Here is a 21,978-nt window from a genome sequence, read left to right as displayed (position 1 = left end):
CAACGGTACCGCCGTTCAGGCCAGGTAGTCCGGGGGCAGGCTGTCGAACATGGTCTTGCACATCCGCACCGCGTACTCCGAGCTGCCGCCACCGACGATCAGCGCAGCGAACGCCATGTCCCCGCGGTAGCCGGCGAACCAGGAGTGCGAGCCCCCCATGAACTCGGCCTCTCCGGTCTTGCCGCGCACATCGCCGAGCCCGTTGAGATCCTTGGCCGTGCCGTTGGTCACCACCAACCGCATCATCGGCCGTAGTCCGTCCACCATCTTCGGGCTGATCGGCGCCCCCGCGCGGTCGACCATGGTCTGGCGGCCCTCGATGAGTTGCGGCACCGGCGTCCTGCCCGCCGCGACGGTCGCGGCCGCCAGCGCCATGCCGAACGGGCTGACCAGCACCTTGCCCTGACCGAAGCCGTCCTCGGTGCGCTCGGCCAGGTCCACCGTCGGCGGCACCGAACCGGTCAACGTGTTGAGGCCGTCCACCTGGTAGTCGGTACCGATGCCGTAGCGCGCAGCAGCCTGGGTGAGACCGCGCGGCGGCATGCGGCTGGCGAGTTCACCGAAGGTGGTGTTGCACGAATTGGCGAATGCGCGTGACATCGGAACGGTGCCGAGATCGAATGCGTCGTAGTTGGTGACGGTCCGGTGCCCGATGTCGAGCGTGCCGGGGCAACCCAAAAGGGTGTTGGGCGTGGCCATGTCGCGCTCGATGGCCGCGCCCGCGGTGACCATCTTGAAGGTCGATCCGGGCGGGAACTGGCCCATCGTGGCGAGCGGTCCGATGGCGTCGGCGGCCCCGTTCTGCGCGACGGCCAGGATCTCGCCGGTGGACGGTTTGATCGCGACGATCATCGCCTGCTTGCCCGTGGTGTTGACCGCGTTCTGTGCGGCGTCCTGCACGGAGCGGTCCAGGCTGATGGTGATCGACGGTGCCGGATCACCGGGCACCTCGTTGAGCACGTCGACATCGACGCCGTTCTGATTGACCGTGACGACCCGCCAGCCCGGCTGACCGTCGAGCTGGTCGGCCACCGATCTCTTGACCTCGTTGACGATCGCCGGGGCGAAAGTCTCGTCGGTGGGCAGCATTTCGGGTTGCGGGGTGATGACGACGCCGGGCAGCCGGCCGATGGCGGGCGCGATCCGGTCGTTGTCGGCTTGCCTCAGCGTGATCAGGCTCATCGGCTGCGCGGACGCGCTGGCCTGTTCGGCAAGTCGCTGCGGGTCGCCCAGGGCGGGGTCGAATCCCCGCAGGGCGTCGGCGACCGCACGGGACGTCGGCATCAGCGCGGCACCGGCCGCTCGCGCGTCGAGTGCGTAGGCATAGATGTAGCCGGGCACCAGCACGTCGGTACCGCCACGCTCGTTGACCGATGCCCGTCGCGGCGCGTCGGCCCGCAGGGCAAAGGTCTGGTGCTCACCCAGCCTGGGGTGCAGTCCGGTGGCGCTCCAGCGCACCTCCCACCGACCCTCGTCGCGGATCATGTTGAGTTGGCCGTCGTAGGTCCAGCTGCGGTTCTTCGGCAGGTGCCAGGTGTAGCGGTAGGTGACGCTGCCGGTGTCCCCGGCGTACTTCGAACCGAGGATCTGCGCGTCGAGTCCGGTGGCCTGCAAACCGTTCCACGCCTCACCGAGGGCGGTTTTGGCATCGTCGGGCCGGTCGGCCAGCGCCGCCGCGGCGGCGGTGTCACCAGTGGCCAGCGCCGCGAAGAACTGTTCGGCGGCGGGCTCGGGCCCGTCGGGCCGCGGGGTGCAGGCACTGAGCGCCGTGGCCCCGAGGACCGCGATGACCGTCAACAGGCCTGCGGTCCGTGTGACTGATGATGTTTGAGTTGCCATTGAGGCTGATGTTAGAAACGTCGACGCCGGAATCGTCGGAGGCGCACCGATACCGAACCGAGACTGTGGTGAGACCGACGAGTTGCCCGCTTCACACGTCCAGCGCACTCAACAGGATTTCGAGGCCGCGCCGGAACTCCTCATCGGGCCCGATCCCTGCGGCGGCAGCCGCGGTCTCCGACAACAGCGGGTAGTCGCCGGCCGGCAAACCCGCCAGGACCTGAGTTCCGGGCCCGGCCAGGCTTCCCAGTGTCTCGATCTCAAGCGCTCCGAAGATGTAGGCGAGCAGTGCCCGGAACGCGTAGACCCGTCGCTTGCCGTCATATCCGGCGGCTGTGAGCACGCCGAGCACCGACTCACCCCAGCACAGTGACGCCGGCGAGCGGTGCCGATGCGTGAGCATCAGCGGTGCCACCGCCGGATGCCGCGCAGTCGCCGTACGTACCCGCTCGGCGAGCTCAGCGAGCTGGTGGCGTGTCGATCCCCGCGGCAACGCGAGGTCGACTCCGTCGAGCACGAGGTCCACCACCATCGCTTCGAGCTCGTCCCGATCGGCCACGTAGCGATACAGCGACATGGTGCCCATGCCCAACCGACGAGCGACAGCACGCATCGACAGACCCGCCAGCCCGTCGGTGTCGACGACCTCGAGCGCGGCGGCGGCAACCTGACGTTGGGTGAGTGAGCGTGGGCGAGGCATGACGATTGACAGCGTACACCGTACTCCTATAGCGTCCAATCATAGGCGTACAGCGCACTCTAACCAGGAGGAGCCGTGACCACATCCGCCTCACCCAAGGCGCCCACAACCATCGGCCGATACCAATTCCGCAGTGTCACAGGCGAACACATACCGGTGCCCGATCCGAGCGATCTGGTCCACCTACAGTTCAGGCGCTTCGCCGGCTGTCCGATCTGCAATCTGCATCTGCAGTCCTTCGTCGCCCGGCATGCCGAGATCAACGCCGCGGGCATCCGCGAAGTGGTCTTCTTCCACTCCCCTGCCGCCGAATTGGCCGAGCACACAGCGGATCTGCCGTTCGCGACGGTCGCCGACCCGGACAAGGACATCTACCGGCAGTTCGACGTGGAGTCCAGCCCCCGCGCCCTGCTCGATCCCCGCAGCTGGCCGGCGATCATCCGGGGCAGTGCCCTGACCCTGCGCGGGCGATTCCGCGCCCCGGCCGGCCGGCAGGCCGGTGGACGACTAGGGCTACCCGCGGATTTCCTGATCGCACCGGACGGCGTGGTACTCGCGGCCAAATACGGCGCTCACGCCGACGATCAATGGTCGGTCGACGAGCTGCTGGCACGAGCCGCCGCCGGACAGCGATGACGCCCGGGCCCGACGCGCTCAGTCGAGCAGGATGGTGGCGAACGTGCCGACCTGTCCGAAGCCGATGCGGGCGTACGTCGCCCGGGCCACGGTGTTGTAGCTGTTGACGTACAGGCTCGCGATACGGCCCGAGGCCACCACGGCGGCCGCCAGCGCAGCCGTCCCGGACGTGCCGAGCCCATGGCCCCGCCACTCCGGATGCACCCACACACCCTGGATCTGGCCGACCGTGGGCGACTGCGACCCGACCTCCGCCTTGAACACCACCTCGCCGCGCTCGAACCGGGCCCACGCCCGTCCCGCGGCGATCAGGCTGGCGATGCGGCGACGGTAACCACGTCCACCGTCGCCCAACCGCGGGTCGACACCGACCTCGCCGATGAACATGTCGATGGCCGCCACCAGGTAGGTGTCGAGTTCCTCCATCCGCACCGGGCGGACCGCCGGGTCGATCGCGCAGATCGGCATCGAGTTCAACGCCATCAGCGGCTGCTGCTCGCGGACGTCGCGGGCCGAACCCCACACCGATTCCAGCCGACGCCACATCGGCATCACCAGCTCGGCGCGGCCCACCACCGAGGAGCAGCGCCGCGCGGTGCTCATCGCCTTGTCCGAGAAAGCCTTGAGATCCTCGGTGTCCCCGCGCAGCGGGATCAGATTGGGCCCGGCGTAACACAGCGATTCGGTGACGCCGCGCCGCGTCCACAGCTCCCCGCCGATCGCGCCGTGCTCGACGCCGAACTCGGCGACACGCGCGGCCACCATGCACGACCCCACCGGGTCCTCGTCGAACACCTGCAGGCAGGAGGTGGCGTCACGCACCACGGACACTCGTCGCTCGTCGACGAGTCGAAACAGCGGCGGAGCCGACATTGGCGATTCCCTCTGCTCAAGCCAAGGCTGGGTGACCCCGCTCACAGGGTCGCTATCAGCTTACGGTCACCACAGGCGAACCGCTGGCATCATCTGAACCCGCGGATTCCGCCAGGCGCATCGCCTCTTCGATCAGGGTCTCCACGATCTGCGCCTCGGGCACGGTTTTGATGACCTCACCCTTGACGAAGATCTGGCCCTTGCCGTTACCGGAGGCAACGCCCAGATCTGCCTCTCGGGCCTCGCCCGGACCGTTGACCACACAGCCCATCACCGCGACCCGCAGCGGGACGTCGAGTCCGTCCAGCCCCGCGCTCACCGCGTTGGCCAGCGTGTACACGTCGACCTGGGCGCGCCCGCAGGACGGGCAGGACACGATCTCCAGGCCACGCGGTCGCAGATTCAGCGACTCCAGGATCTGATTGCCGACCTTGACCTCTTCGGCCGGCGGCGCCGACAGGGACACCCGGATGGTGTCGCCGATGCCCTCCGACAGCAACGCGCCGAACGCCACCGCGGACTTGATGGTGCCCTGGAACGCCGGACCCGCCTCGGTGACACCGAGGTGCAGCGGGTAGTCGCACTGGGCGGCCAGTTGGCGGTACGCCTCGACCATGATCACGGGGTCGTTGTGCTTGACGCTGATCTTGATGTCGCCGTAGCCGTGCTCCTCGAACAGCGACGCCTCCCACAGCGCGGATTCGACCAGCGCCTCAGGCGTGGCCTTGCCGTACTTCTGCAGCAGCCGCGGATCCAGCGAGCCGGCGTTGACGCCGATCCGGATCGGGATGCGCGCATCCCCGGCGGCCTTGGCCACCTCTTTGACCCGGCCGTCGAACTCCTTGATGTTGCCGGGGTTGACGCGCACGGCGGCACAGCCGGCGTCGATCGCGGCGAAGATGTACTTGGGCTGGAAGTGGATGTCGGCGATCACCGGGATCTGGCTGTGCCGGGCGATCTCGGCGAGCGCGTCGGCGTCCTCCTGCCGGGGGCAGGCCACCCGCACGATGTCGCAGCCCGAGGCGGTGAGTTCCGCGATCTGCTGCAACGTCGAGTTGATGTCGTGCGTCTTGGTGGTGCACATGGACTGCACCGCGATCGGGTGCTCGCTGCCGATGCCGACACCGCCCACGTCCAGCTGACGGGTCTTGCGGCGCGGCGCCAGGGTCGGCGCCGGGGGCGCGGGCATTCCCAAACCGATGGACGTCATGTTGTCGGTTCTCCTACTGGAAGATGCTGAGTGGGTTGACCAGGTCTGCGGTCACGGTCAGCAGCATGTAGCTGACCACTACCAGCAACACCACGTACGTGGCGGGCATGAGCTTGAGGTAGTTGACCGGGGCTGCGGCCACTTTGCCGCGGGCCGCCCGGAACATGTTGCGGATCTTCTCGTACGTCGCCACCGCGATGTGGCCACCGTCGAACGGCAGCAGCGGCACCAGGTTGACCGCGCCGAGCACAAAGTTCAACTGCGCCAGGAAGAACCAGAACGCCACCCACAGCCCGGCCTCGACCGTCTCGCCACCGATGATGCTCGCGCCGACGACGCTGATCGGGGTCTCCTTGTCGCGCTCACCGCCGCCGATCGCGTCTACCAGGGCCCCGATCTTGGTCGGGATCTTGGCCAGCGAGTGGGCCAACTGGACACTCATGTCGCCGGTGAACGAGATCGTCGCGGGCACCGCGGTGATCGGGTTGTACTGCGTCGGCGGCTTGACGGGGACGGCGCTGACGCCGATCGCGCCGACGGTGGCCGCTTCCTTGGCGTCCGCGCTGGTGAACCGTTGCGTCTGGGTCACGTCGACGACGGTGGTGATGGTCTGACCGTCACGCTTGAGTTCGATGGACACCGGACCGTTGAGTTTGCGGACCGCTGCGGCCATCGCGGAGAAATCGGACACCTGCGTGTCGCCGACCTTGACGATCTCGTCACCGGCCAGGATCCCGGCCTTCGCCGCCGGCCCGGCACCTTGGCACTCACCCATCTTCTCCAGGGTCAGTTGCGGTGCGACACAACCCGTTTCACCCACGATGGCGGTGGTGGGCTGGTTGATGTTGGGCAGACCCCACATGATCGCGATGGCGTAGAGGAGCACGAACCCGATGATGAAGTTCATCGCGGGCCCGGCGAACAACACCGCGACGCGCTTCCACACCTTCTGCTTGTACATCGCATACGGCCGGTCTTCGGGTGCGATCTCGTCGACCGACGTCATGCCGGCGATATCGCAGAACCCACCCAGCGGGATCGCCTTGAGGCCGTACTCGGTCTCCCCCAGCCGGTTGGGCCGCCGCGTCGACCACAGCGTCGGGCCGAAGCCCACGAAGTAGCGTCGCACCTTCATCCCGGTGGCGCGCGCCACCCACATGTGCCCGCATTCGTGCAGGGCCACCGATACCAGGATGGCCAGCGCGAACAGCGCGATGCCGATAACGAACATCATTTGGTGACGAGCCCTTTTCTGACGGATTTCTGCTCGACCGTGCGCCGTGCCAGTTCCTTGGCCCACCGCTGCGCGTCGAGTACTTCTTCCACGGTAGCGGGTTCGGCGGCCCACTGGTCGGCAGCGTGCAACACGTCACCGACGGTTTGCACAATCGCCGGGAACGGGATGCGGCCCGCGAGGAACGCCTCGGCCGCCTCTTCATTGGCGGCGTTGTACACCGCGGTCAGGCATCCCCCGCCGGTTCCGGCCGCCCGCGCCAGGTTCACCGCGGGGAACACTTCGTTGTCCAGCGGCAGAAATTCCCAGGTGGAGGCGGTGGTGAAGTCACAAGAAAGGGCCGCACCCGGTACCCGTGCCGGCCAGCCCAGCGCCAGTGCGATCGGCAGTTTCATGTCCGGTGGGCTGGCCTGGGCCAGTGTCGAGCCGTCGGTGAAGGTGGCCATCGAGTGCACGATCGACTGCGGATGCACCACGACCTCGATGCGCTCGTAGTCGATGCCGAACAGGAGGTGGGTTTCGATCAACTCCAGGCCCTTGTTGACCAGGGTGGCCGAGTTCAGCGTGTTCATCGGGCCCATGGACCAGGTCGGATGCTTGCCGGCCTGCTCCGGGGTGACCGATTCCAGGTCGGCGGCCGACCATCCGAGGAACGGACCGCCCGACGCGGTGAGCACGATCTTGGCGACCTCGTCGGCGGTGCCGCCCCGCAGGCACTGGGCCATCGCGGAGTGTTCGGAGTCCACCGGGACGATCTGACCGGGTCCGGCCGCCTTGAGCACCAGGGGGCCACCCGCGACGAGTGACTCCTTGTTGGCCAGGGCCAGCCGCGCACCGGTGGCCAGGGCGGCCAGTGTCGGCGCCAGCCCCAACGCCCCGACCAGCGCGTTGAGCACCACATCGGCTTCGGTGTTCTCGACGAGGCGGGTTGCCGCGTCGGGCCCGGCATAGGTCACGTCGCCGACCTTCTCCGCGGCGGCCGCGTCGGCCACCGCGATGTTGGTCACGCCGGTCGCGGCGCGCTGGGCGGCGAGCAGGTCGGGGTTACCCCCACCGGCAGCCAGGCCGACGACCTCGAACCGGTCCGGATTGGCTGCGATGACGTCGAGTGCCTGCGTGCCGATGGATCCGGTGCTTCCGAGGATCAGCACGCGCTGCCGCGCCGGGGAATCGCTCACCAGACCATTGTGCCGCGCTGTGACCGGCGTCCCCTAATGCGTACGGGCCGACGGGTCGGCGGTGGCCTCGATCTTGAGTACCACCCCGTCGCGGATGGTCAGCACCACGACGGCGAACAGCCGGCGCCGGTCGTAGGCCAGCAGCACCGGCTCGGCCGCGCACACCACCGTCGCGCCTGGTCCGAGGTAGCGGAGCAGGTTTGTCGCGACGTCCCGGCGGCCGTGGTTGACCTGACGCAGGGCCGGGTCGGTGAGCACGGTGCCGACCCCCCAGACACTCGGGTCGAGCACCGAGGCCAACGCCGCCACGTCGCCGTTGGCACACGCGGTGATGAACGCATCGGTGACCTGTCGGTGCTCGTCGGTGCTGACCTCATCCAGCGTCGGCGCGGCGCCGGTCACCTTCGTCCGGGCGCGGCGCGCCAGCTGGCGGCACGTTCCGACCGGGCGTCCCACGGTGTCGGCGATGTCGTCGAACGGGATCCGGAAGATGTCGTGCAGTACGAATGCAACGCGCTCGCCGGGACTGAGCCGGGTCAGCACCGCCAGCAGTGCCGAGCCGACCTGGTCGTCGAGCGTGACGCGGTCTGCCGGGTCGGAGCCGACAGCCGCGGTGGTGTCCAGTGCCGCCGAGCCGTCGGGGCGCTCGAACCGAGCCCGGGCCGACCGCAGGAGGTCCAGGGACAGCCGGCCTGCCACCACGGTCAACCAGGCGCGAACGTCATCGAGATGTTCCTGGTCGGCGCCGGCCAGCCGCAGAAACGCCTCCTGGGCGATGTCCTCGGCGTCGCCGATGTCGCCCAGCATGCGGTAGGCGAGGTTGACCAGATAGGGATGGTGGTCGCGCCACGCCGCCTCGAGACCGGCAGATCCGTTCATGTGTCTACGACGAATCCGCGGCCCGAAAAGTTACTCGCGGCCTTGAATTGGTGCCGCTGTAACTTTTCGGACGGCCGCCCCGTCCTTGATTGCATGAACACAATTCTCGTCACGGGCGCAACCGGCAATGTCGGCCGCCCGCTTGTCACCGAACTCGTCCGTGCCGGTGCCCAGGTGCGCGCGGTCACCCGTGATCCGCAGACCGCGGCATTCCCTCCCGGCGTCGAACTGGTCCCGTCGGCCGCCGAGGGCATGGCCGGCGCATCGGCGGTATTCCTCAATTCCCGGGCGCTGGGGCAGGAGCTGGCCGCGACGGTCGAACTGGCCCGCGCCGCCGGGGTGCAGCGCCTCGTCGCGTTGTCGGCGATCAATGCCGATGACGACGACTCCCGCCAACCGTCACGTGTGCGCGGGGACCGCAACCGCGAGGTCGAGGAGCTGGCCGTGGCCTCCGGCCTGGAGTGGGTCAGCCTGCGCCCCACCGTGTTCGCATCCAACTTCGCCGGCATGTGGTCGGCGCAGATCCGGGCCGGCGATGTGGTGAGCGGACCGTATGCCGGCGCGTCTACCGCAGTGATCGTCGATGCTGACATCTCGGCCGTCTCTGCGGTCGCGCTGCTCACCGATGACCTTGTGGGACAGCGCATTCCGCTGACCGGCCCACAGGCGCTGACCAACACCGAACTGGTGGCCACGATCGGGCGCGTGCTGGACCGGCCGCTGCACTATCACGAGGTGCCCACCGAGGTGGTGCGGCAGCGGTTCGTCGATCTGGGTTTTCCGCCCGCGTTCGCCGATGCCTACATGGGCCTGTTGGCCGACACGGTCGAAAGGCCCGCACTGGTCACCCACGAGGTGGACAAGATTCTCGGGCGGCCGGCCACGCCGTTCGCCGATTGGGTAGCCGACCACCGCGAGATTTTCGCCAATAACTGAGGAGGACAAGACATGTCGGAACACGTGACCGAGCCCCACCCACCGCGGTGGCTCAAGCCGATGAACAGGGTGATGATGGCGGTGCAGAGCCTCGGCATCCCGACCGGCCCTGCGATGGTACTCACCGTTCCGGGCCGCAGGACGGGTAAACCCCGCAGCACTCCGATGACGCCGTTCGACCACGACGGCGGGCTCTACACCGTTGCCGGCTACCCCGGCTCGGACTGGGCGGCCAATGCCCGCGCCGCCCGTACCGGAACGCTGACCCGGGGCCGACGGTCCCGGACGGTCAGGATTGTCGAACTCACGCCGGACCAGTCGCGTCCGGCGCTGCGAGCGTTCGCGGTCAAGGTTCCGGTCGGTGTCGGGTTCGCCAAGCGCAGCGGCCTGGTGGTCGACGGCACACCCGACGAGTTCGAGGCACTGGCAGGACGTTTGACGGTGTTTCGGTTCGATCCGGCCTAGCGCGCCGCGGACAACCGGTCGGCTAAGCGGAGTGGCCCGCGGACACCGGACCGACGGCACGGCGGATCGAGATGTCTCCCGATCCGGTGCGGGCCTGGAGCCTGAAGGTCTCGTCGCCGTCGGCCGGGCCGTCCGAAGACTGCAACCCGTTGTCGACAGTGCCGGAGTGGGTCTTGAGTTCGAGCCGCGCGGCAGTGCCCTCCGGAATGCCGACTTCGACCTCGCCGCTGCCGGTTTGCGCACTCAGTGCACCGTTGACGGCTACGGCGATGGTGACAGAACCCGAGGCGGTTTGATGCCTGGCGTGACCGCGCAGCGTTCCGACGGTCAGGCTGCCGCTGGCCGCCTGGAACTTCAGATCGCCATCCACTCGGTCGATCTGCGCGTCGCCGGACGCCGTGGCGATCCGCGCGTTGCCCGTCAGATCGCCGACGGTGATGTCACCGGAGGCGCTGTCTGCCTTGAGGTTTCCCACGAGAGTGGCCACCCGCATCGCTCCGCTGGCCGTGGCGAGGCGGCAGTCCGAGTACCCACCGTCGGCGTCGATGTCGGCCGACGCCGAGGACAGGTTCAGCCGGGAGCCGGTCGGCAGGGCGATGTCGACGCGGACCGCTCCCCCGCGCCCCATCGACAGGACCTTCCGGCCTGCGGTCACCACGAGGGTGCCGTCGTGAAAATCGATCCGGGCCTGCTCGGCCGCACGCACGTCGGAGGTGCGTTCGGGATCCCGCGGCTTGATGTCGACGACGGTGTCGTCGCGGTCGGTGGCTGCCAGGTGCACCGAGCCGGCAACGACTTCGACGACGGCCGTGATGGGTTCGGCGGTGTGGAACTTGGGCATCGGTTTCTCCTGTCGATCGGTCAGCGGACCCAGCCGCTGAAGGTCTTGTCGGTGCCGCGACTCGGACGCCCGGTCCGACCGAGGGCCGCTGCGGCGGAACGTACGAGCCAGGCATTCACGGACACACCGTCGCGTCGAGCGGCGGCCTCCACTCCGGCACGAAGGCTGTCCGGGAGTCGTAGTGACACGCGCCAGGTACCGCCGTCGCCGTCGTCGGGGACGTCCACGACGGGCTGCGCGGGAGCGTCGGCCTCCGCGGACTCGACCGCGAACTCGGGGTCACGCCCGTTGAGCCGGACGTGGACGGATCCGGGAGCGAGTTCACGGGTGATCTGCTCGGCCGCCTCGGACAGCGCCTCCAGCAGTGCCAGCCGCAGCGCCGAATCCAGTGGCACGGTCAGTCGCTGGGCCAACGCCTCGGCCTCGACTCCTCCCGCCGCGGCGGCCACGCCGAGTTCGTGCCGGACGGTGTCGACATACGGCTGCAAGTCCATGCTGTCATATTGACATCATTTCGATGTCATCACAAGCAGCATGTTGACGCAATTCCACCGCGGCGCGCGCTGACGGACCACCTCGGCGCGACCGTATGCTCAGGCGGATGAACTCCGCCGAGGACGCCCGGACGATCCCCGTCACTGCTCGGACCGAGTACCTGACCAGCCGCCACGGGGCGACCCTGGCCGCGGCGGGCACCGCGGGAGTGGCCGGCCTGGCCGCACTGGTGGGCCTCAACTACCTCGGGGCACCAAGCCTTCTCACTGCAGTGGTCGCGGCACTGCTCGTCACCGTGGCGTTGGGCACGGCCACGTACGGGCGCCTGGAGAAGCCGGGCGCGGTGCTGATCACGGTCGATGCCGACACCGTCTATCTCGGCGATGAGACCCACGCGATCGTCAGTTACCCGTTGTCGTCGCTGACGGCAGTGAGCCGAGCAGGTCCGGCCGGTGAGACCGCGGCGACGACCAACACCCGGCGCCTGACGGTTCGTGGCCAGAACTACCTGACACTCACCTTCGCCACCGGCAGTGACGCCACCAACGGCACCGACGAGTGGCGGGTGGCTGTCGTCGGATCCGATCCCGCGGCAGCCGAGATCCTGCGCCGCCTGCGGGCGACGCTGCCCGATGCCGAACCCGACGACGTCGAGACGCCTGCCGCGCCGTCGACGCCCAACCCCACATCGCGGATCGCCGACGCCGGTACCGACGAGGCGGCAAAACGGTTGTGGGAGGAAGCATCCCGGCGCCACAACGAGATCCTGAGCGCCTATGGCAGTTACGAACTGGACCCGACGATGATGCTGCGCTATCCAGCCATCACCGATGTGACGGTCGATACCACCCAAACTTTCCACGTCGCGCTCGATGAGGCAGCGGCCCTGCGCACCGAGGACTATCCGGGCAACAGGAGCCTGGCCGACGCCTACCAACAGGCAGTGGTCACGCTGCGCCGAGCCTGGATCGCCTGCGAATCACACGGCAAGAAGGTCGGCACCACCTATCTCGAACCGGCCGACCAGACCGAATTGGACACTGCGCTCAAGCTTTACAACCACGCGGAATCGAGTACGGCACCAGCCGAGCAGGCGGCGTATTACGGGCGGGTCCGCGACATCGTCACCAAACTCGTCGACCGCGGCGTCCTGCATCCACCCAAAGTCCAACTGGTGCAGCTGGAAGGCGTCACCCGGCGGTCCATCGAGGCCGCAAGGCCGAGCTGAACTCAGTGGCCGCAAGGCCGAGCTGAACGCAGTGGCGGCCCAGCTGACGAGTCAGATCGCGCCCGGCGCGAGGAATTCTCCGGTGAGCGAGTACGTCCCCGTCGCCTCTTCGACACCCGCGAGCTCGATCCGGACCGCCAACCGGTGCTCGTCGATCTCCCGGTCCGTCAGCCAGATGTCGACGGCCTCGCGTTCGTAGGGCTCCAGGGCGCCGCGTTGCATCGCCTGTGCGCGAACGGATTCGAAAGCCTGCTGCGAGATGTCATCGAAGGAGAAGGTCTGCCGTCCCGAGTTGTACGACTCGTCGGTGATCTCGGGCAACTCTCCCGGTACGACGATGATCTGGCCGGCTCGGTCACCGGTCTGGAAATCGAGCATCACACCGCCGTTGGTCTGGACTTCGCTCGGGCGCGCTGTCGGTGTGGCCCGGTGTGTGCCCCGGATCTCGAAGTTGGTCAGCACCCGGTCTGAGGGGGCGATCCCGGCGAGCGCCAAGCCGTCTCGCGCCTTCTGGAACGAGACCGCGAAATCTGCCGGGTCGAAGATCTCGCCCACGGTGCCATCGGGCAGCGCGTCGATGGTCTTGCTGCCGAAAGTACCGGTCAGAATCACCGGAGCGCCGGGGCCCGACCGCTTGATCTCCAGGGTGTCCAGTTTGCTGAGCCGGCCCTGTGAATCAAGTTGGCGCACCATCTTGTCGACGATCGCGTTCAGATCGGTCGACGCGATGTCGGTGGCGAGAAATGTGCTGTCTTTGCGCTGAACTCGCGGCGATGGAGTGGTGAACGCGTCTCCGCCGTTGTTGATGTACACGGTCGTCGTGTCGCCGTTGGTCGGGTCGAGCACTGTCCCGTAATCCGACCCGCTGCCGGTGAGGCGGACATCGAGCAGATTGTTGGCCGCGGCCGGGCCGAATTGCGCGGTGATCGCGCGGATCATGCCGTCCCGTCGGACATTCAGATTCATGCTCTTGGACTTGGGCCCGGCGTCGGCACGCGGCGCCGCGGGGGCCGATGCGTTGGTGAGCGAGATGTGCCAGGCATCGCCGACGCCGAAGATCACCGTGAGCGCCACCAGGATGGTGACCGCCGGATAGATCACCGCCCACTTGCCGGGCTGATCGTGGAACTCGGGTGGGCGGGCCGGCTCGCGGGGCGGCAGCCGCTTGGGTGGCAACACGGTATCGGGGCTGTCGGTCAGTGACCGGAAGTCACCGCGCGACATCGAGGCGATCCACCGCGCCTGATAGGCGGTGTCGTGCGGCGGGCTGATCGTCGCGGTCACCAGCGTCGGCTGCAGATCATCCTCGGCGAGGATACTGCGGGTCAGTGCGTCAACCCGTACCGGCACCATTTCGCCGAGGGTCTGCTCGACGAACGGATCGAGTTCGGAGACGCGTGATGGCCGGGGCGTCAGCGCGACTCCCCCGACGATCAGTGGAATCGACAGCAGCAGCGCGACCCACCAGGAGTTATAGGCGCCCAGTCCGATGCCGAGAGCGATGAGCACACCGGCCGCGCCGGCCTGGCCGACCCGCACCGTCCGCTTCACCGTCGCTCCTCTGCACTGTTTGCTTTTTCAAAAGCATAGGGCGATCTGGGCGAGCTGCTCTACTGCACCTTCGCGATGATCGTCTCGGCGAACTGCTCGATGGGACCGCGGAATCGGTCGACGCCGCTGGCGCCGTTGGGCATTGAGAGCCAGGGCGCACACATCACCGCGGTGATCCCGTGATCCTCGGCCCGCTTGTACAGGTCCGGCGAGGGCGGATCCAGCAGTGCCAGGATGATGTCGAACGGCTCGTCCTGCCGCCCGTAGTCACGGCGCAGTTCGGCCAACCTGGCGGTGTAGCGGGTGGCCTGCTCCAGGGTGTACGCGTAGCCGATCCAGCCGTCGCAGGATCGGGCCGCACGCCGCAGCGCCGCCTCTGATTCACCGCCGCACAGGATCGGCACGGGGGCGGGCGGATGAGGTTCGATCATCAGCTCGGGAATCGAGTAGTACCGCCCTTCGTACGACACCCAGCCGCCGCGCCAGATCTCGCGCAGCGCCGGGATCATCTCGTCCAGCCGCTTACCGCGAGTATCGAAATCCTGGCCCATGAGCTCGAATTCCTCACGCATCCAGCCGACCCCGACCCCGAGGGCCACCCGCCCACCGGAGATCACCGCGGCCGTCGCCACCTGCTTGGCGACCTCGAGCAGCGGACGCGCGGGCGCCACGTACACGGCGTTGGAGAACTGCAACCGGCGGGTCAGCGCCGCCATTGCCCCGATCAGTACCCAGGAGTCCGGCCACGCTGTCTCCGGTGCCCACGGCGGCTTGCCCGTCGACGAGTCCGGGTACGGCGACGACAGCTCGCGCGGATAGATCATGTGATCCGAGCAGACCATGCCGTGATAGCCGGCCTCGTCGAGCAACGGCGCCACCGCCAGCGCGTCGGTGGTGTCCATGAATGCCGTACCGCTCCAGAACTGCATCTGCGACCTTCCGTGTATTCCGGTGTGTTCATCGGCAGCATGGACACATGCCCACGCTGCTCTGGTTCCGGCGAGACCTGCGGTGCCACGACCATCCCGCCCTGTTGGAAGCCGCACGAGAAGGCGGCGAGGTACTCGCCTGCTACGTGCTCGATCCGCGACTGGAGGCATCCGCGGGTGCACGTCGCCTGCAGTATCTGTACCGGGCGTTGCGCAACCTGTCTGACAACCTCGACGGAAAACTTCTGGTGACTCGTGGCCGACCAGAACAGCGGATTCCGGTGCTGGCCCGGGCCATCGGCGCCACCTCGGTGCACGTCTCGCAGGACCACTCGCCGTTCGGCCGGCGCCGCGACGACGCGATCCGGGCCGCCCTCGGCGAGATCGCCCTGTGTACGACAGGATCGGGCTATCTGGTGTCGCCCGGGAGGATCACCAAATCGGATGGAGCGCCGTATCAGGTCTTCACGCCGTTTTTCCGCGCCTGGCGCCGGCACGGCTGGCGCATGCCTGCGGATTCCGGGCCCGATTCCGCGCGCTGGATGGACCCGGCCGACATCTCTGACGACGTCGGCGCCCGCGTCGACATTCCTTCTGTCACAGTCCAACTGACGTTCGAAGCAGGAGAAGACGCGGCGCGGTCGCAGTGGCGGGATTGGGTGGCGGAGGAATTGGCCGATTATGCGGCCCGGCGCGACCGCCCCGACCTCGATGCCACCAGCCGGATGTCGGCACACCTCAAGTTCGGCGCCATCCACCCACGCTCCATGGCCGTTGACCTCGACTCCAACGACGAGTCCTACCTGAGGGAGCTGGCCTTCCGCGATTTCTATGCCGCGGTGCTGTACCACTGGCCCGACAGCGCGTGGCGAAACTGGAACCGCGATTTCGACGCGATCGAAGTGGACGACGACGAGGCGGCCCGGCAGGCATTCGAGGCGTGGAAGGACGGCCGGACCGGCTTCCCGATCGTCGATGCCGGGATGCGCCAGCTCGCCTCGACAGGGTTCATGCACAACCGGGTGCGCATGATCGTGGCCTCGTTTCTCGTCAAGGACCTGCACCTGCCATGGCAATGGGGTGCGCGCTGGTTTCTGGACCAGTTGATCGACGGCGATCTGGCCAACAACCAGCACGGGTGGCAGTGGGCGGCCGGTTGCGGCACCGACGCCGCACCGTACTTCCGCGTTTTCAATCCGAACCTGCAGGGCGCGAAGTTCGACCCCGACGGCGACTACATCCGACGCTGGATACCGGAGTTGGCCGATGTCGCCGATGTGCACAAACTCGGCGCCGGCCGACCGCGGTCCTATCCGGAACCGCTCGTCGACCACGCCGAGGAGCGACAGGAGGCCCTGCGGAGGTACCGGCGTCTCGGTTGAACCCCCAGGGCCGGCGTACGACGCAGTGTCGTATGTCAGAATGTGCGGAAGCCAAGCCTGAAGCCAGTTCGATCCGGAGGAGCAACCGTGGCCAGCACCGAAGTGGAGCGCAACAACGGCGTCGACGTCGAGGAAGTGCCGTCCGCAGCGTGGGGCTGGTCGGATCTGAACATCAAGGTGATCCACCTCGGCGGCATCCTGTCCGCGATCTTCCTGCTGGTCATGATGCGCGGCAACCACATCGGCTGGGTCGAGAACTGGTTCCTCATCTCGTTTGCCGCGATCATCTTCCTGGCCGTGATCCGCAACATCTGGCTGCGTCGCCGCGGCTGGATCCGCTAGCCGCGCACCGTGCCCGCCGGCCCTACAACCGGGCCGGCACATCGATCGAGGTATCCACCGGGCGAATCAGCCCCTCCTGGGCGAACGAAGCCAGCAACTCGCCATCCTCGGTATGCACCTGACCGCGGACATATGACATCCCCTGTCCGGCCGCGGTGCTCTCGTGGCTGTAGAGCAACCAACCGTCCCACTCCACCGACTCGTGGAAGCTGACCGCTGTCGACATCAGGGCTGTCGACAGCGTCGAGTGCGCCTGCGCCGTGCCGATCCCCCGATGCGGCCGCATGGTGGTGGAGATTCCGAGCTGCCCGGTGAAATACGCCAGCAGCGCCTTGGCGAGATCGTCCCGTTCGGGGATCGGGTCATAGCGCAGCCAGGCATAGAGTTCGGGCGGCCCCACCTCCTCGGGATTGTTCACGTCGACCACATCGACCAGGCGCAACTCATGACCCGCCATCGCCCGCCCGGCCGGGTGGGCATCCTCGGGCGTCTCGACGTCGGGCCGCAACGCATGGTGACTGACGACGTCGCCCGTGGGCACATCGGCGAGGACCGTAACGGTCGCGCACAACCGTGAATCCTGGGCGACGGCCACCACAGCCGTCGCCGTCGAACGGCCCTCGTGCACCACGTTCACCGCCAGCTCAACGGTGGAGTCGATCTCGATCGGCCTGGTAAAGACCGCATGCGCCGAACGAATTGTCTTGTCGGGGCACCGCTTTGCCACCGCGACGATGGCCTGGCCCAACGCTTGCGCACCCTTGGCCACCTGCCTGCCGTCGGTGCCGGCCGGTCCGGTGACGCCGACGAACCGATCCGGCCCGACAGGCGTCACATCGAACACCTCGAGCAGGCCGGCGACGGACGCCTGTTGGGGCATCAACACACCGGCACCAGATCGGCCTCGAGCAGGCCCGCCGACCGTCCATACCGGAACAGTGTCTCCACCTGCCCGGCCGAACCCGGATCCGCCCCGGCGACCGCCAAGGCGTGGGCCTTGAACGCCAGCGCTGCCGCGCTCGGCCGGTACTGCACGCGGTCAACGGCCTCACCGAGACCGTCCGGGCCGTGTGCCCCGAAAAACACCACACCGGCACCGGATCGGCGCACGGTGCGTACGTGGTCGCCGGATTCGAACCGGTCGGTCGCGATCGCAGTCATCGCCACCGCATCCGCCTCGGTCGGCAGCCACAGGCCGGTCAGATCAACGGCTTTCAGCCCGAGGATCCGGAGCGCACGCTCGTCTGCACAGGCATCGGCGGCGACGCCGACGCGCCAGCCCGCCATCGCCCGGTCGAACAACCATCCGCCGATGGCCGACACCACGGCGGTGACATCGGCAGCCACCACGTTGAGTTCGTACTGCAGGGCCTTGTCGGGCCGCGCCCGCGGCCCGGAGAGCGGGCTGGTGCGAGCAACCGTGCCGAGCACATTGCCGCCGCGCGCTTCGGACAACTGTGCGGACATTCCTGACTGTGGGGACATAGGGCATCCAATCCGGGTCCAAAGGGCTGATCGGCCGGCACTCTCGACGGGGGTGTTGCGGTGTGGCCCGCCTCACCCAACAGCGTGACATTCTCAAGAGAATCTGTAAAGCTTCTATCTGGACGCAGCGATCAGTCCCACGAACGGACACCGCTGCGTTCGATAGCCGCGCCCACAACCAGCAGGTCTGCCAAAATGGAGGTCCCGCAATGAGTCTCGTCGCAGGGCGGGGTCCGTTGAGTACACAACCGGCCGGTTGGTTCACACCTCCGCTCGCTGATGGCACGGTCTACGTCGAACCGCACCCGCGCCGTATTCAAGCCTTGCGCGGTGATGTCGCCGTACTCGACACCGAACATGCCCTGATGGTGCACCGCGCCGGCCAGCCGCTCAGCTATGCGTTTCCGAGCGACGAGGTCGGCGACCTTCCGCACGCGCCCGTGGCCGAGGCACCGGGATATGTGACGGTGCCCTGGGATGCCGTCGACGCATGGTTCGAAGAGGGACGCAAGCTGGTGCACTACCCGCCGAACCCCTACCACCGGGTCGACTGCCGGCCGACCCGCCGCGGCCTGCGGGTGACGGCCGGTGACACCGTTCTGGTCGACACCGACGACACGGTGATCGTCTTCGAGACTGCGCTGGAACCGCGGCTGTATGTGGACCCCACCCTGGTCCGCACCGATCTCCTGCAACCCAGTTCGACCACGTCGTACTGCAACTACAAGGGCACCGCCACCTATTGGTCGGCGGTCGTCGGCGGCACCGTCATCGCCGACGTGGCGTGGAGTTACCCCGACACCCCTCCCGAGTCCCTGCCCATCCAGGGATTCCTCAGCTTCGACACCACGCGGGTGGACATCCTCGCCGAGCTCCCCTCCTCGGGGGCATCGGCAACCTGCGGCTGCGAACTCTGACCACACCGGGAATACCGAGGAAGGCGAACAACATTGGGCATCGTGACGACCAGTTCCGAAACCGCGTTCACACAATCGGCGGAGGAGATCTATGACTTCGTCACCAATCCGGCGAACTGGGTGAAGACCTATCCGGGCAGCGCGCACATCGGCGGATTACCCGAGCGGCTACCGCTGGAGGTCGGCGACACCTGGACCGAGGCCGGACCCGACGGCACGCAGATCTACACCTGGCACCTGGCGATCGCCATGCGACCGCGGATGTGGGTGTTCAACTCGGTTGGCCGGCTCGGCCACGATGCCGACGGCAACGGCGGTAAAGAAGGCCGCATCACCGTGCAGTACCAGTTCACCCGCCCGGGCAACGACATCACGCTGTTCAGCCGCACGATGACCATCGAGGCCTACAAAGATGCCCCGTTGCCGGATGCGCTGTTCCGCGTGGTCAACCCGGCCAATATCGACGCCTATCACGCCGCTGTGGCACGGGAGCTGAGCGGCGGGTCAAGCTAGGACCGCGGATCAGACGCCTGCGCCGCCCTCGAAATCGTCGGACAGCGCGGCCGCCAGCTGCAGGGTGCGGCGCCGGAACGCCGGTCGCAACAGATCGAAATGGATCTCGGTGCCCGCGGCGATGTGCTTGTCCCACGGCAGCACGAACACCCGGCCCGGGGCCACGTGCTTCTGAAACTGGTGCACCAGGTCGCCGGTGTTCACGTTGGGTTTGCGGGGCCCGACGTGGTTGACCACCACGCAGGAGCGGTTGAGCAGGTCCTGGTAGCCGTTGTGGCGCAGCCAGTCCATGGTGACCGCGGCCTGGCGGGCACCGTCGATCGAGGCGCTGGCCACGATGACCGCGCTCGAAACCGTCGCCAGCACGCCACGGCCCGCCGGCGCGAACATGTCGGCCGCGCAGTCGGCCAGCACCAGGTTGTAGTGCTTGGAGACAGCGGCGGTGGCCGCATTCCAGTCGGCGTCGTTGAAGGCCCGGCCGGCGCCGCTGTACTCATCGCTGGACAGCACCTCCAGCTTCGACTCGTTCATGCTGGTGTAGGCCCGGACATCGTTGTAACGCGACAGGTCCTTGGCGGCCAGGAGATCGCTCACCGTCGCCGCGGACTGCCGTCCTGCCCGATCGGCCAGATTGCCGCCCGCCGGGTCGGCGTCGACGGCGAGGATCCGGTCACCCCGAACCGCGCTCAGCACCGATCCGAGCGCCACGGTGACAGCGGTCTTGCCCACGCCGCCCTTCAGGCCGAAGACACCGATCTGGTGGGACTCACGGGCGGTGCGGCGCACCCTGGCGTAGAGGTCCAGTTCGTACAGTTCGTCACGGGACAACCCCAGGTTGAGGCGGGTGGTGACATAGACCGCCCGCCGCCAGCCGCGCCGTGGCTGCATCTTGACCGAGGAGCGCACGCCGACGCGGGAGAGATTGTCGATGGCGCGGGGCTCTCCCGGAGCGGCCGGCGGAACCGGCTGCTCCAGGATCCAGCTCCCGGCCGAGGACGACCCGCTGATCGGGCGGCCCGGGACCGGCGGGAGCTTGGTGGTGATCTCCGATTCGCGGGGAGCGGCGAAATTCGAGGTCAGAACGATCGGAGGAGTCGATACCCTGGCGTCGCCGTGGCGGGACCGTCCGCTCGGCAGCGCCGCGACCGGTCCACCCAGCAGGGCGTCAAGTCCGCCGTATCCCAGAGGTTCCCTGGCGTGTTTGGCGTCGCCGGAGTACATGAGCCGGTCGTCGTCGGCCGACATAGTTACCTCTCAATCGCTTACTCGCTCCCGACGTACCCGGGTTGACCCCTCGGGCGTGCCGTAGCCATCGTCGCACCGGCCGCACAGATTTGTCCGTGCGAAATCCGGATAGAACAGACCTGCATTATTGCCCACAACGTCGATCGCAACCACCGCCGAGCTGGCCAGCTACCGCGTCATCCGTGCAGGGCGCGGCGCAAAGCCGCACCTTGTAGTGCGAAAAGTTGGTGGCTGACCTCCCACTCGGGAAGCAACGAATCGAACCCGTGGCATGTCCCGGGAAACAGATGCAGTTCGGTGGCAACGCCCTCGGCCAGCAGCCTGCGCGCATAGTCGAGTGCCTCGTCGCGCAGCGGATCGAGTTCCGAGCAGGTGATCAGCGCGGGCGCCACACCGGCCAGGGTCGCGGCCCGGGCGGGCACCGCCGTCTCCGGAACGTCCCTCCCGCCCGCATAGTGCCGCCACATCGCCACCGTCGCCGGACCGTCGAACCCCGGGGTGTCGGTGAATTCCTGCTTGGACCGGGTGGGCCGGTCGTCGAGCACCGGCTGATGCAGTGCCTGGAACACGATCGGTGGAGCGGCACCGGCTGCGGAGTGCTGCGCCAGCAGCGCGGCCAGCGCGCCGCCGGCGCTGGTGCCGGCAACCGCGATGCGGCCGGCATCGATGTCGAGTTCCCCGGCCAGGGTGGCGGCCCAGTTGAGCACCACCATCGCGTCGTCGAAAGCGGCCGGATACGGGTACTCGGGCGCGAGCCGGTAGTCCATCGCGATCACCGTGCACCGGGCTCGCCGGGCCAGCTCCACGCATTGGATCTGGTCGGTGTCGAGGTTGCCGAGGACGAAGGCACCCGAATGGCAGTAGACGACCGCCGGCGACGGCGACGGTCCACCGCGGTAGATCCGTACCGGGATGGTGCGCCGCCCGAGTGCGACGCGGGCCCCGACGATCTCCACGCCGGGGGTGTCCAGGACCTGCGCAGCGTCCCGCCGACGCTGATCCAGCGAGGTACGCACCACGCCCAGCTGATCGGTGCTCAGGTCGGTCCGGGCCTCGGCAAACCCGTGTAACGCGGGGTCGAGGCGCTCCAGCCAGGCCAT

General features: G+C 67.9%; 23 protein-coding genes. 8 read left to right on the top strand and 15 right to left on the bottom strand.

Annotated elements, in window-relative coordinates; genetic code table 11:
• Positions 1-15: 15 nt before the first annotated feature.
• Positions 16-1,839 carry a penicillin-binding transpeptidase domain-containing protein gene (locus AC4LGL_RS10980; protein WP_491838719.1) on the bottom strand — a complete coding sequence of 608 codons (1,824 nt, stop codon included), beginning with the start codon at positions 1,837-1,839 and terminating at the stop codon, positions 16-18.
• 91 nt (positions 1,840-1,930) lie between these two features.
• Positions 1,931-2,539 (bottom strand): TetR/AcrR family transcriptional regulator, encoded by a 609-nt coding sequence (locus AC4LGL_RS10975; protein ID WP_491838718.1) that lies wholly within the window; start codon positions 2,537-2,539, stop codon positions 1,931-1,933.
• 75 nt (positions 2,540-2,614) lie between these two features.
• Here AC4LGL_RS10975 and AC4LGL_RS10970 point away from each other — a divergent pair, with 75 nt between their 5' ends.
• Positions 2,615-3,175, top strand: coding sequence for a peroxiredoxin-like family protein (locus tag AC4LGL_RS10970; RefSeq protein ID WP_491838717.1), 561 nt, complete (start codon positions 2,615-2,617; stop codon positions 3,173-3,175).
• Between the two features lie 18 nt (positions 3,176-3,193).
• On the opposite strand, the gene AC4LGL_RS10965 is transcribed toward AC4LGL_RS10970, so the two are convergent.
• The 5 genes from AC4LGL_RS10965 to sigI are packed head-to-tail and all read right to left on the bottom strand — an operon-like array spanning position 3,194 to position 8,549.
• Entirely contained in the window at positions 3,194-4,048 is an 855-nt protein-coding gene (locus AC4LGL_RS10965) for a GNAT family N-acetyltransferase (RefSeq protein ID WP_491838716.1), read from the bottom strand.
• A 55-nt stretch (positions 4,049-4,103) separates the two neighbouring features.
• The gene (gene ispG / locus AC4LGL_RS10960) at positions 4,104-5,258 is read right to left on the bottom strand and encodes a flavodoxin-dependent (E)-4-hydroxy-3-methylbut-2-enyl-diphosphate synthase (protein ID WP_491838715.1); all 1,155 of its coding nucleotides are present in this window, start codon (positions 5,256-5,258) and stop codon (positions 4,104-4,106) included.
• 13 nt (positions 5,259-5,271) lie between these two features.
• On the bottom strand, positions 5,272-6,492 hold the full coding sequence (locus AC4LGL_RS10955; protein WP_491838714.1) for a M50 family metallopeptidase: 1,221 nt from the start codon (positions 6,490-6,492) through the stop codon (positions 5,272-5,274).
• Positions 6,489-7,673: a 1-deoxy-D-xylulose-5-phosphate reductoisomerase gene (gene dxr / locus AC4LGL_RS10950; RefSeq protein ID WP_491839330.1), complete on the bottom strand. Its 1,185-nt coding sequence runs from the start codon at positions 7,671-7,673 to the stop codon at positions 6,489-6,491. Before dxr ends, AC4LGL_RS10955 begins: the two co-directional genes overlap by 4 nt.
• A 30-nt stretch (positions 7,674-7,703) precedes the next feature.
• On the bottom strand, positions 7,704-8,549 hold the full coding sequence (gene sigI / locus AC4LGL_RS10945; RefSeq protein WP_491838713.1) for an RNA polymerase sigma factor SigI: 846 nt from the start codon (positions 8,547-8,549) through the stop codon (positions 7,704-7,706).
• Positions 8,550-8,642: 93 nt separating this feature from the next.
• Here sigI and AC4LGL_RS10940 point away from each other — a divergent pair, with 93 nt between their 5' ends.
• The gene (locus AC4LGL_RS10940) at positions 8,643-9,485 is read left to right on the top strand and encodes an NmrA family NAD(P)-binding protein (protein WP_491838712.1); all 843 of its coding nucleotides are present in this window, start codon (positions 8,643-8,645) and stop codon (positions 9,483-9,485) included.
• 24 nt (positions 9,486-9,509) lie between these two features.
• Positions 9,510-9,950, top strand: a complete 441-nt coding sequence (locus AC4LGL_RS10935) for a nitroreductase family deazaflavin-dependent oxidoreductase (RefSeq protein ID WP_491839329.1) — start codon at positions 9,510-9,512, stop codon at positions 9,948-9,950.
• Between the two features lie 22 nt (positions 9,951-9,972).
• Here AC4LGL_RS10935 and AC4LGL_RS10930 read toward each other — a convergent pair whose 3' ends face one another.
• Positions 9,973-10,791, bottom strand: a complete 819-nt coding sequence (locus tag AC4LGL_RS10930; protein WP_491838711.1) for a DUF4097 family beta strand repeat-containing protein — start codon at positions 10,789-10,791, stop codon at positions 9,973-9,975.
• Between the two features lie 20 nt (positions 10,792-10,811).
• Complete coding sequence (locus AC4LGL_RS10925; RefSeq protein WP_491838710.1) at positions 10,812-11,285, bottom strand: histidine kinase; 474 nt, start codon at positions 11,283-11,285, stop codon at positions 10,812-10,814.
• Positions 11,286-11,392: 107 nt separating this feature from the next.
• Between AC4LGL_RS10925 and AC4LGL_RS10920 the strand changes: the two genes are divergently transcribed.
• Positions 11,393-12,514, top strand: a complete 1,122-nt coding sequence (locus AC4LGL_RS10920) for a hypothetical protein (RefSeq protein WP_491838709.1) — start codon at positions 11,393-11,395, stop codon at positions 12,512-12,514.
• Positions 12,515-12,565: 51 nt separating this feature from the next.
• Here the strand turns inward: AC4LGL_RS10920 and AC4LGL_RS10915 are convergent, their stop codons facing one another.
• Positions 12,566-13,867, bottom strand: a complete 1,302-nt coding sequence (locus AC4LGL_RS10915) for a hypothetical protein (RefSeq protein ID WP_491839328.1) — start codon at positions 13,865-13,867, stop codon at positions 12,566-12,568.
• Between the two features lie 257 nt (positions 13,868-14,124).
• The gene (locus tag AC4LGL_RS10910) at positions 14,125-14,994 is read right to left on the bottom strand and encodes a TIGR03619 family F420-dependent LLM class oxidoreductase (RefSeq protein WP_491838708.1); all 870 of its coding nucleotides are present in this window, start codon (positions 14,992-14,994) and stop codon (positions 14,125-14,127) included.
• A gap of 47 nt (positions 14,995-15,041) precedes the next feature.
• On the opposite strand from AC4LGL_RS10910, the gene AC4LGL_RS10905 reads away from it, so the two are divergent.
• Both AC4LGL_RS10905 and AC4LGL_RS10900 read left to right on the top strand, forming a co-directional pair.
• Positions 15,042-16,376, top strand: coding sequence for a cryptochrome/photolyase family protein (locus AC4LGL_RS10905; protein ID WP_491838707.1), 1,335 nt, complete (start codon positions 15,042-15,044; stop codon positions 16,374-16,376).
• A gap of 87 nt (positions 16,377-16,463) precedes the next feature.
• On the top strand, positions 16,464-16,718 hold the full coding sequence (locus tag AC4LGL_RS10900) for a DUF2631 domain-containing protein (protein ID WP_088304089.1): 255 nt from the start codon (positions 16,464-16,466) through the stop codon (positions 16,716-16,718).
• 22 nt (positions 16,719-16,740) lie between these two features.
• Here AC4LGL_RS10900 and AC4LGL_RS10895 read toward each other — a convergent pair whose 3' ends face one another.
• Complete coding sequence (locus AC4LGL_RS10895; protein ID WP_491838706.1) at positions 16,741-17,598, bottom strand: acyl-CoA thioesterase; 858 nt, start codon at positions 17,596-17,598, stop codon at positions 16,741-16,743.
• A complete protein-coding gene (locus AC4LGL_RS10890) occupies positions 17,598-18,203 on the bottom strand; it encodes a hypothetical protein (RefSeq protein ID WP_491838705.1) in 606 nt (201 codons plus the stop codon). The genes AC4LGL_RS10895 and AC4LGL_RS10890 overlap by 1 nt, the downstream gene beginning before the upstream one ends.
• 209 nt (positions 18,204-18,412) lie before the next feature.
• On the opposite strand from AC4LGL_RS10890, the gene AC4LGL_RS10885 reads away from it, so the two are divergent.
• Together AC4LGL_RS10885 and AC4LGL_RS10880 are read left to right on the top strand one after the other, a co-directional pair.
• On the top strand, positions 18,413-19,120 hold the full coding sequence (locus AC4LGL_RS10885; protein ID WP_491838704.1) for a DUF427 domain-containing protein: 708 nt from the start codon (positions 18,413-18,415) through the stop codon (positions 19,118-19,120).
• Between the two features lie 33 nt (positions 19,121-19,153).
• A complete protein-coding gene (locus AC4LGL_RS10880) occupies positions 19,154-19,633 on the top strand; it encodes an SRPBCC family protein (RefSeq protein WP_491838703.1) in 480 nt (159 codons plus the stop codon).
• A gap of 9 nt (positions 19,634-19,642) precedes the next feature.
• Here the strand turns inward: AC4LGL_RS10880 and AC4LGL_RS10875 are convergent, their stop codons facing one another.
• The gene (locus AC4LGL_RS10875; protein ID WP_491838702.1) at positions 19,643-20,878 is read right to left on the bottom strand and encodes a MinD/ParA family ATP-binding protein; all 1,236 of its coding nucleotides are present in this window, start codon (positions 20,876-20,878) and stop codon (positions 19,643-19,645) included.
• A 176-nt stretch (positions 20,879-21,054) separates the two neighbouring features.
• Positions 21,055-21,978: an alpha/beta hydrolase gene (locus tag AC4LGL_RS10870; RefSeq protein ID WP_491838701.1), complete on the bottom strand. Its 924-nt coding sequence runs from the start codon at positions 21,976-21,978 to the stop codon at positions 21,055-21,057.

Source organism: Mycolicibacterium arcueilense, assembly GCF_058536225.1.
This window is presented reverse-complemented; position numbering and strand designations above follow the sequence as displayed.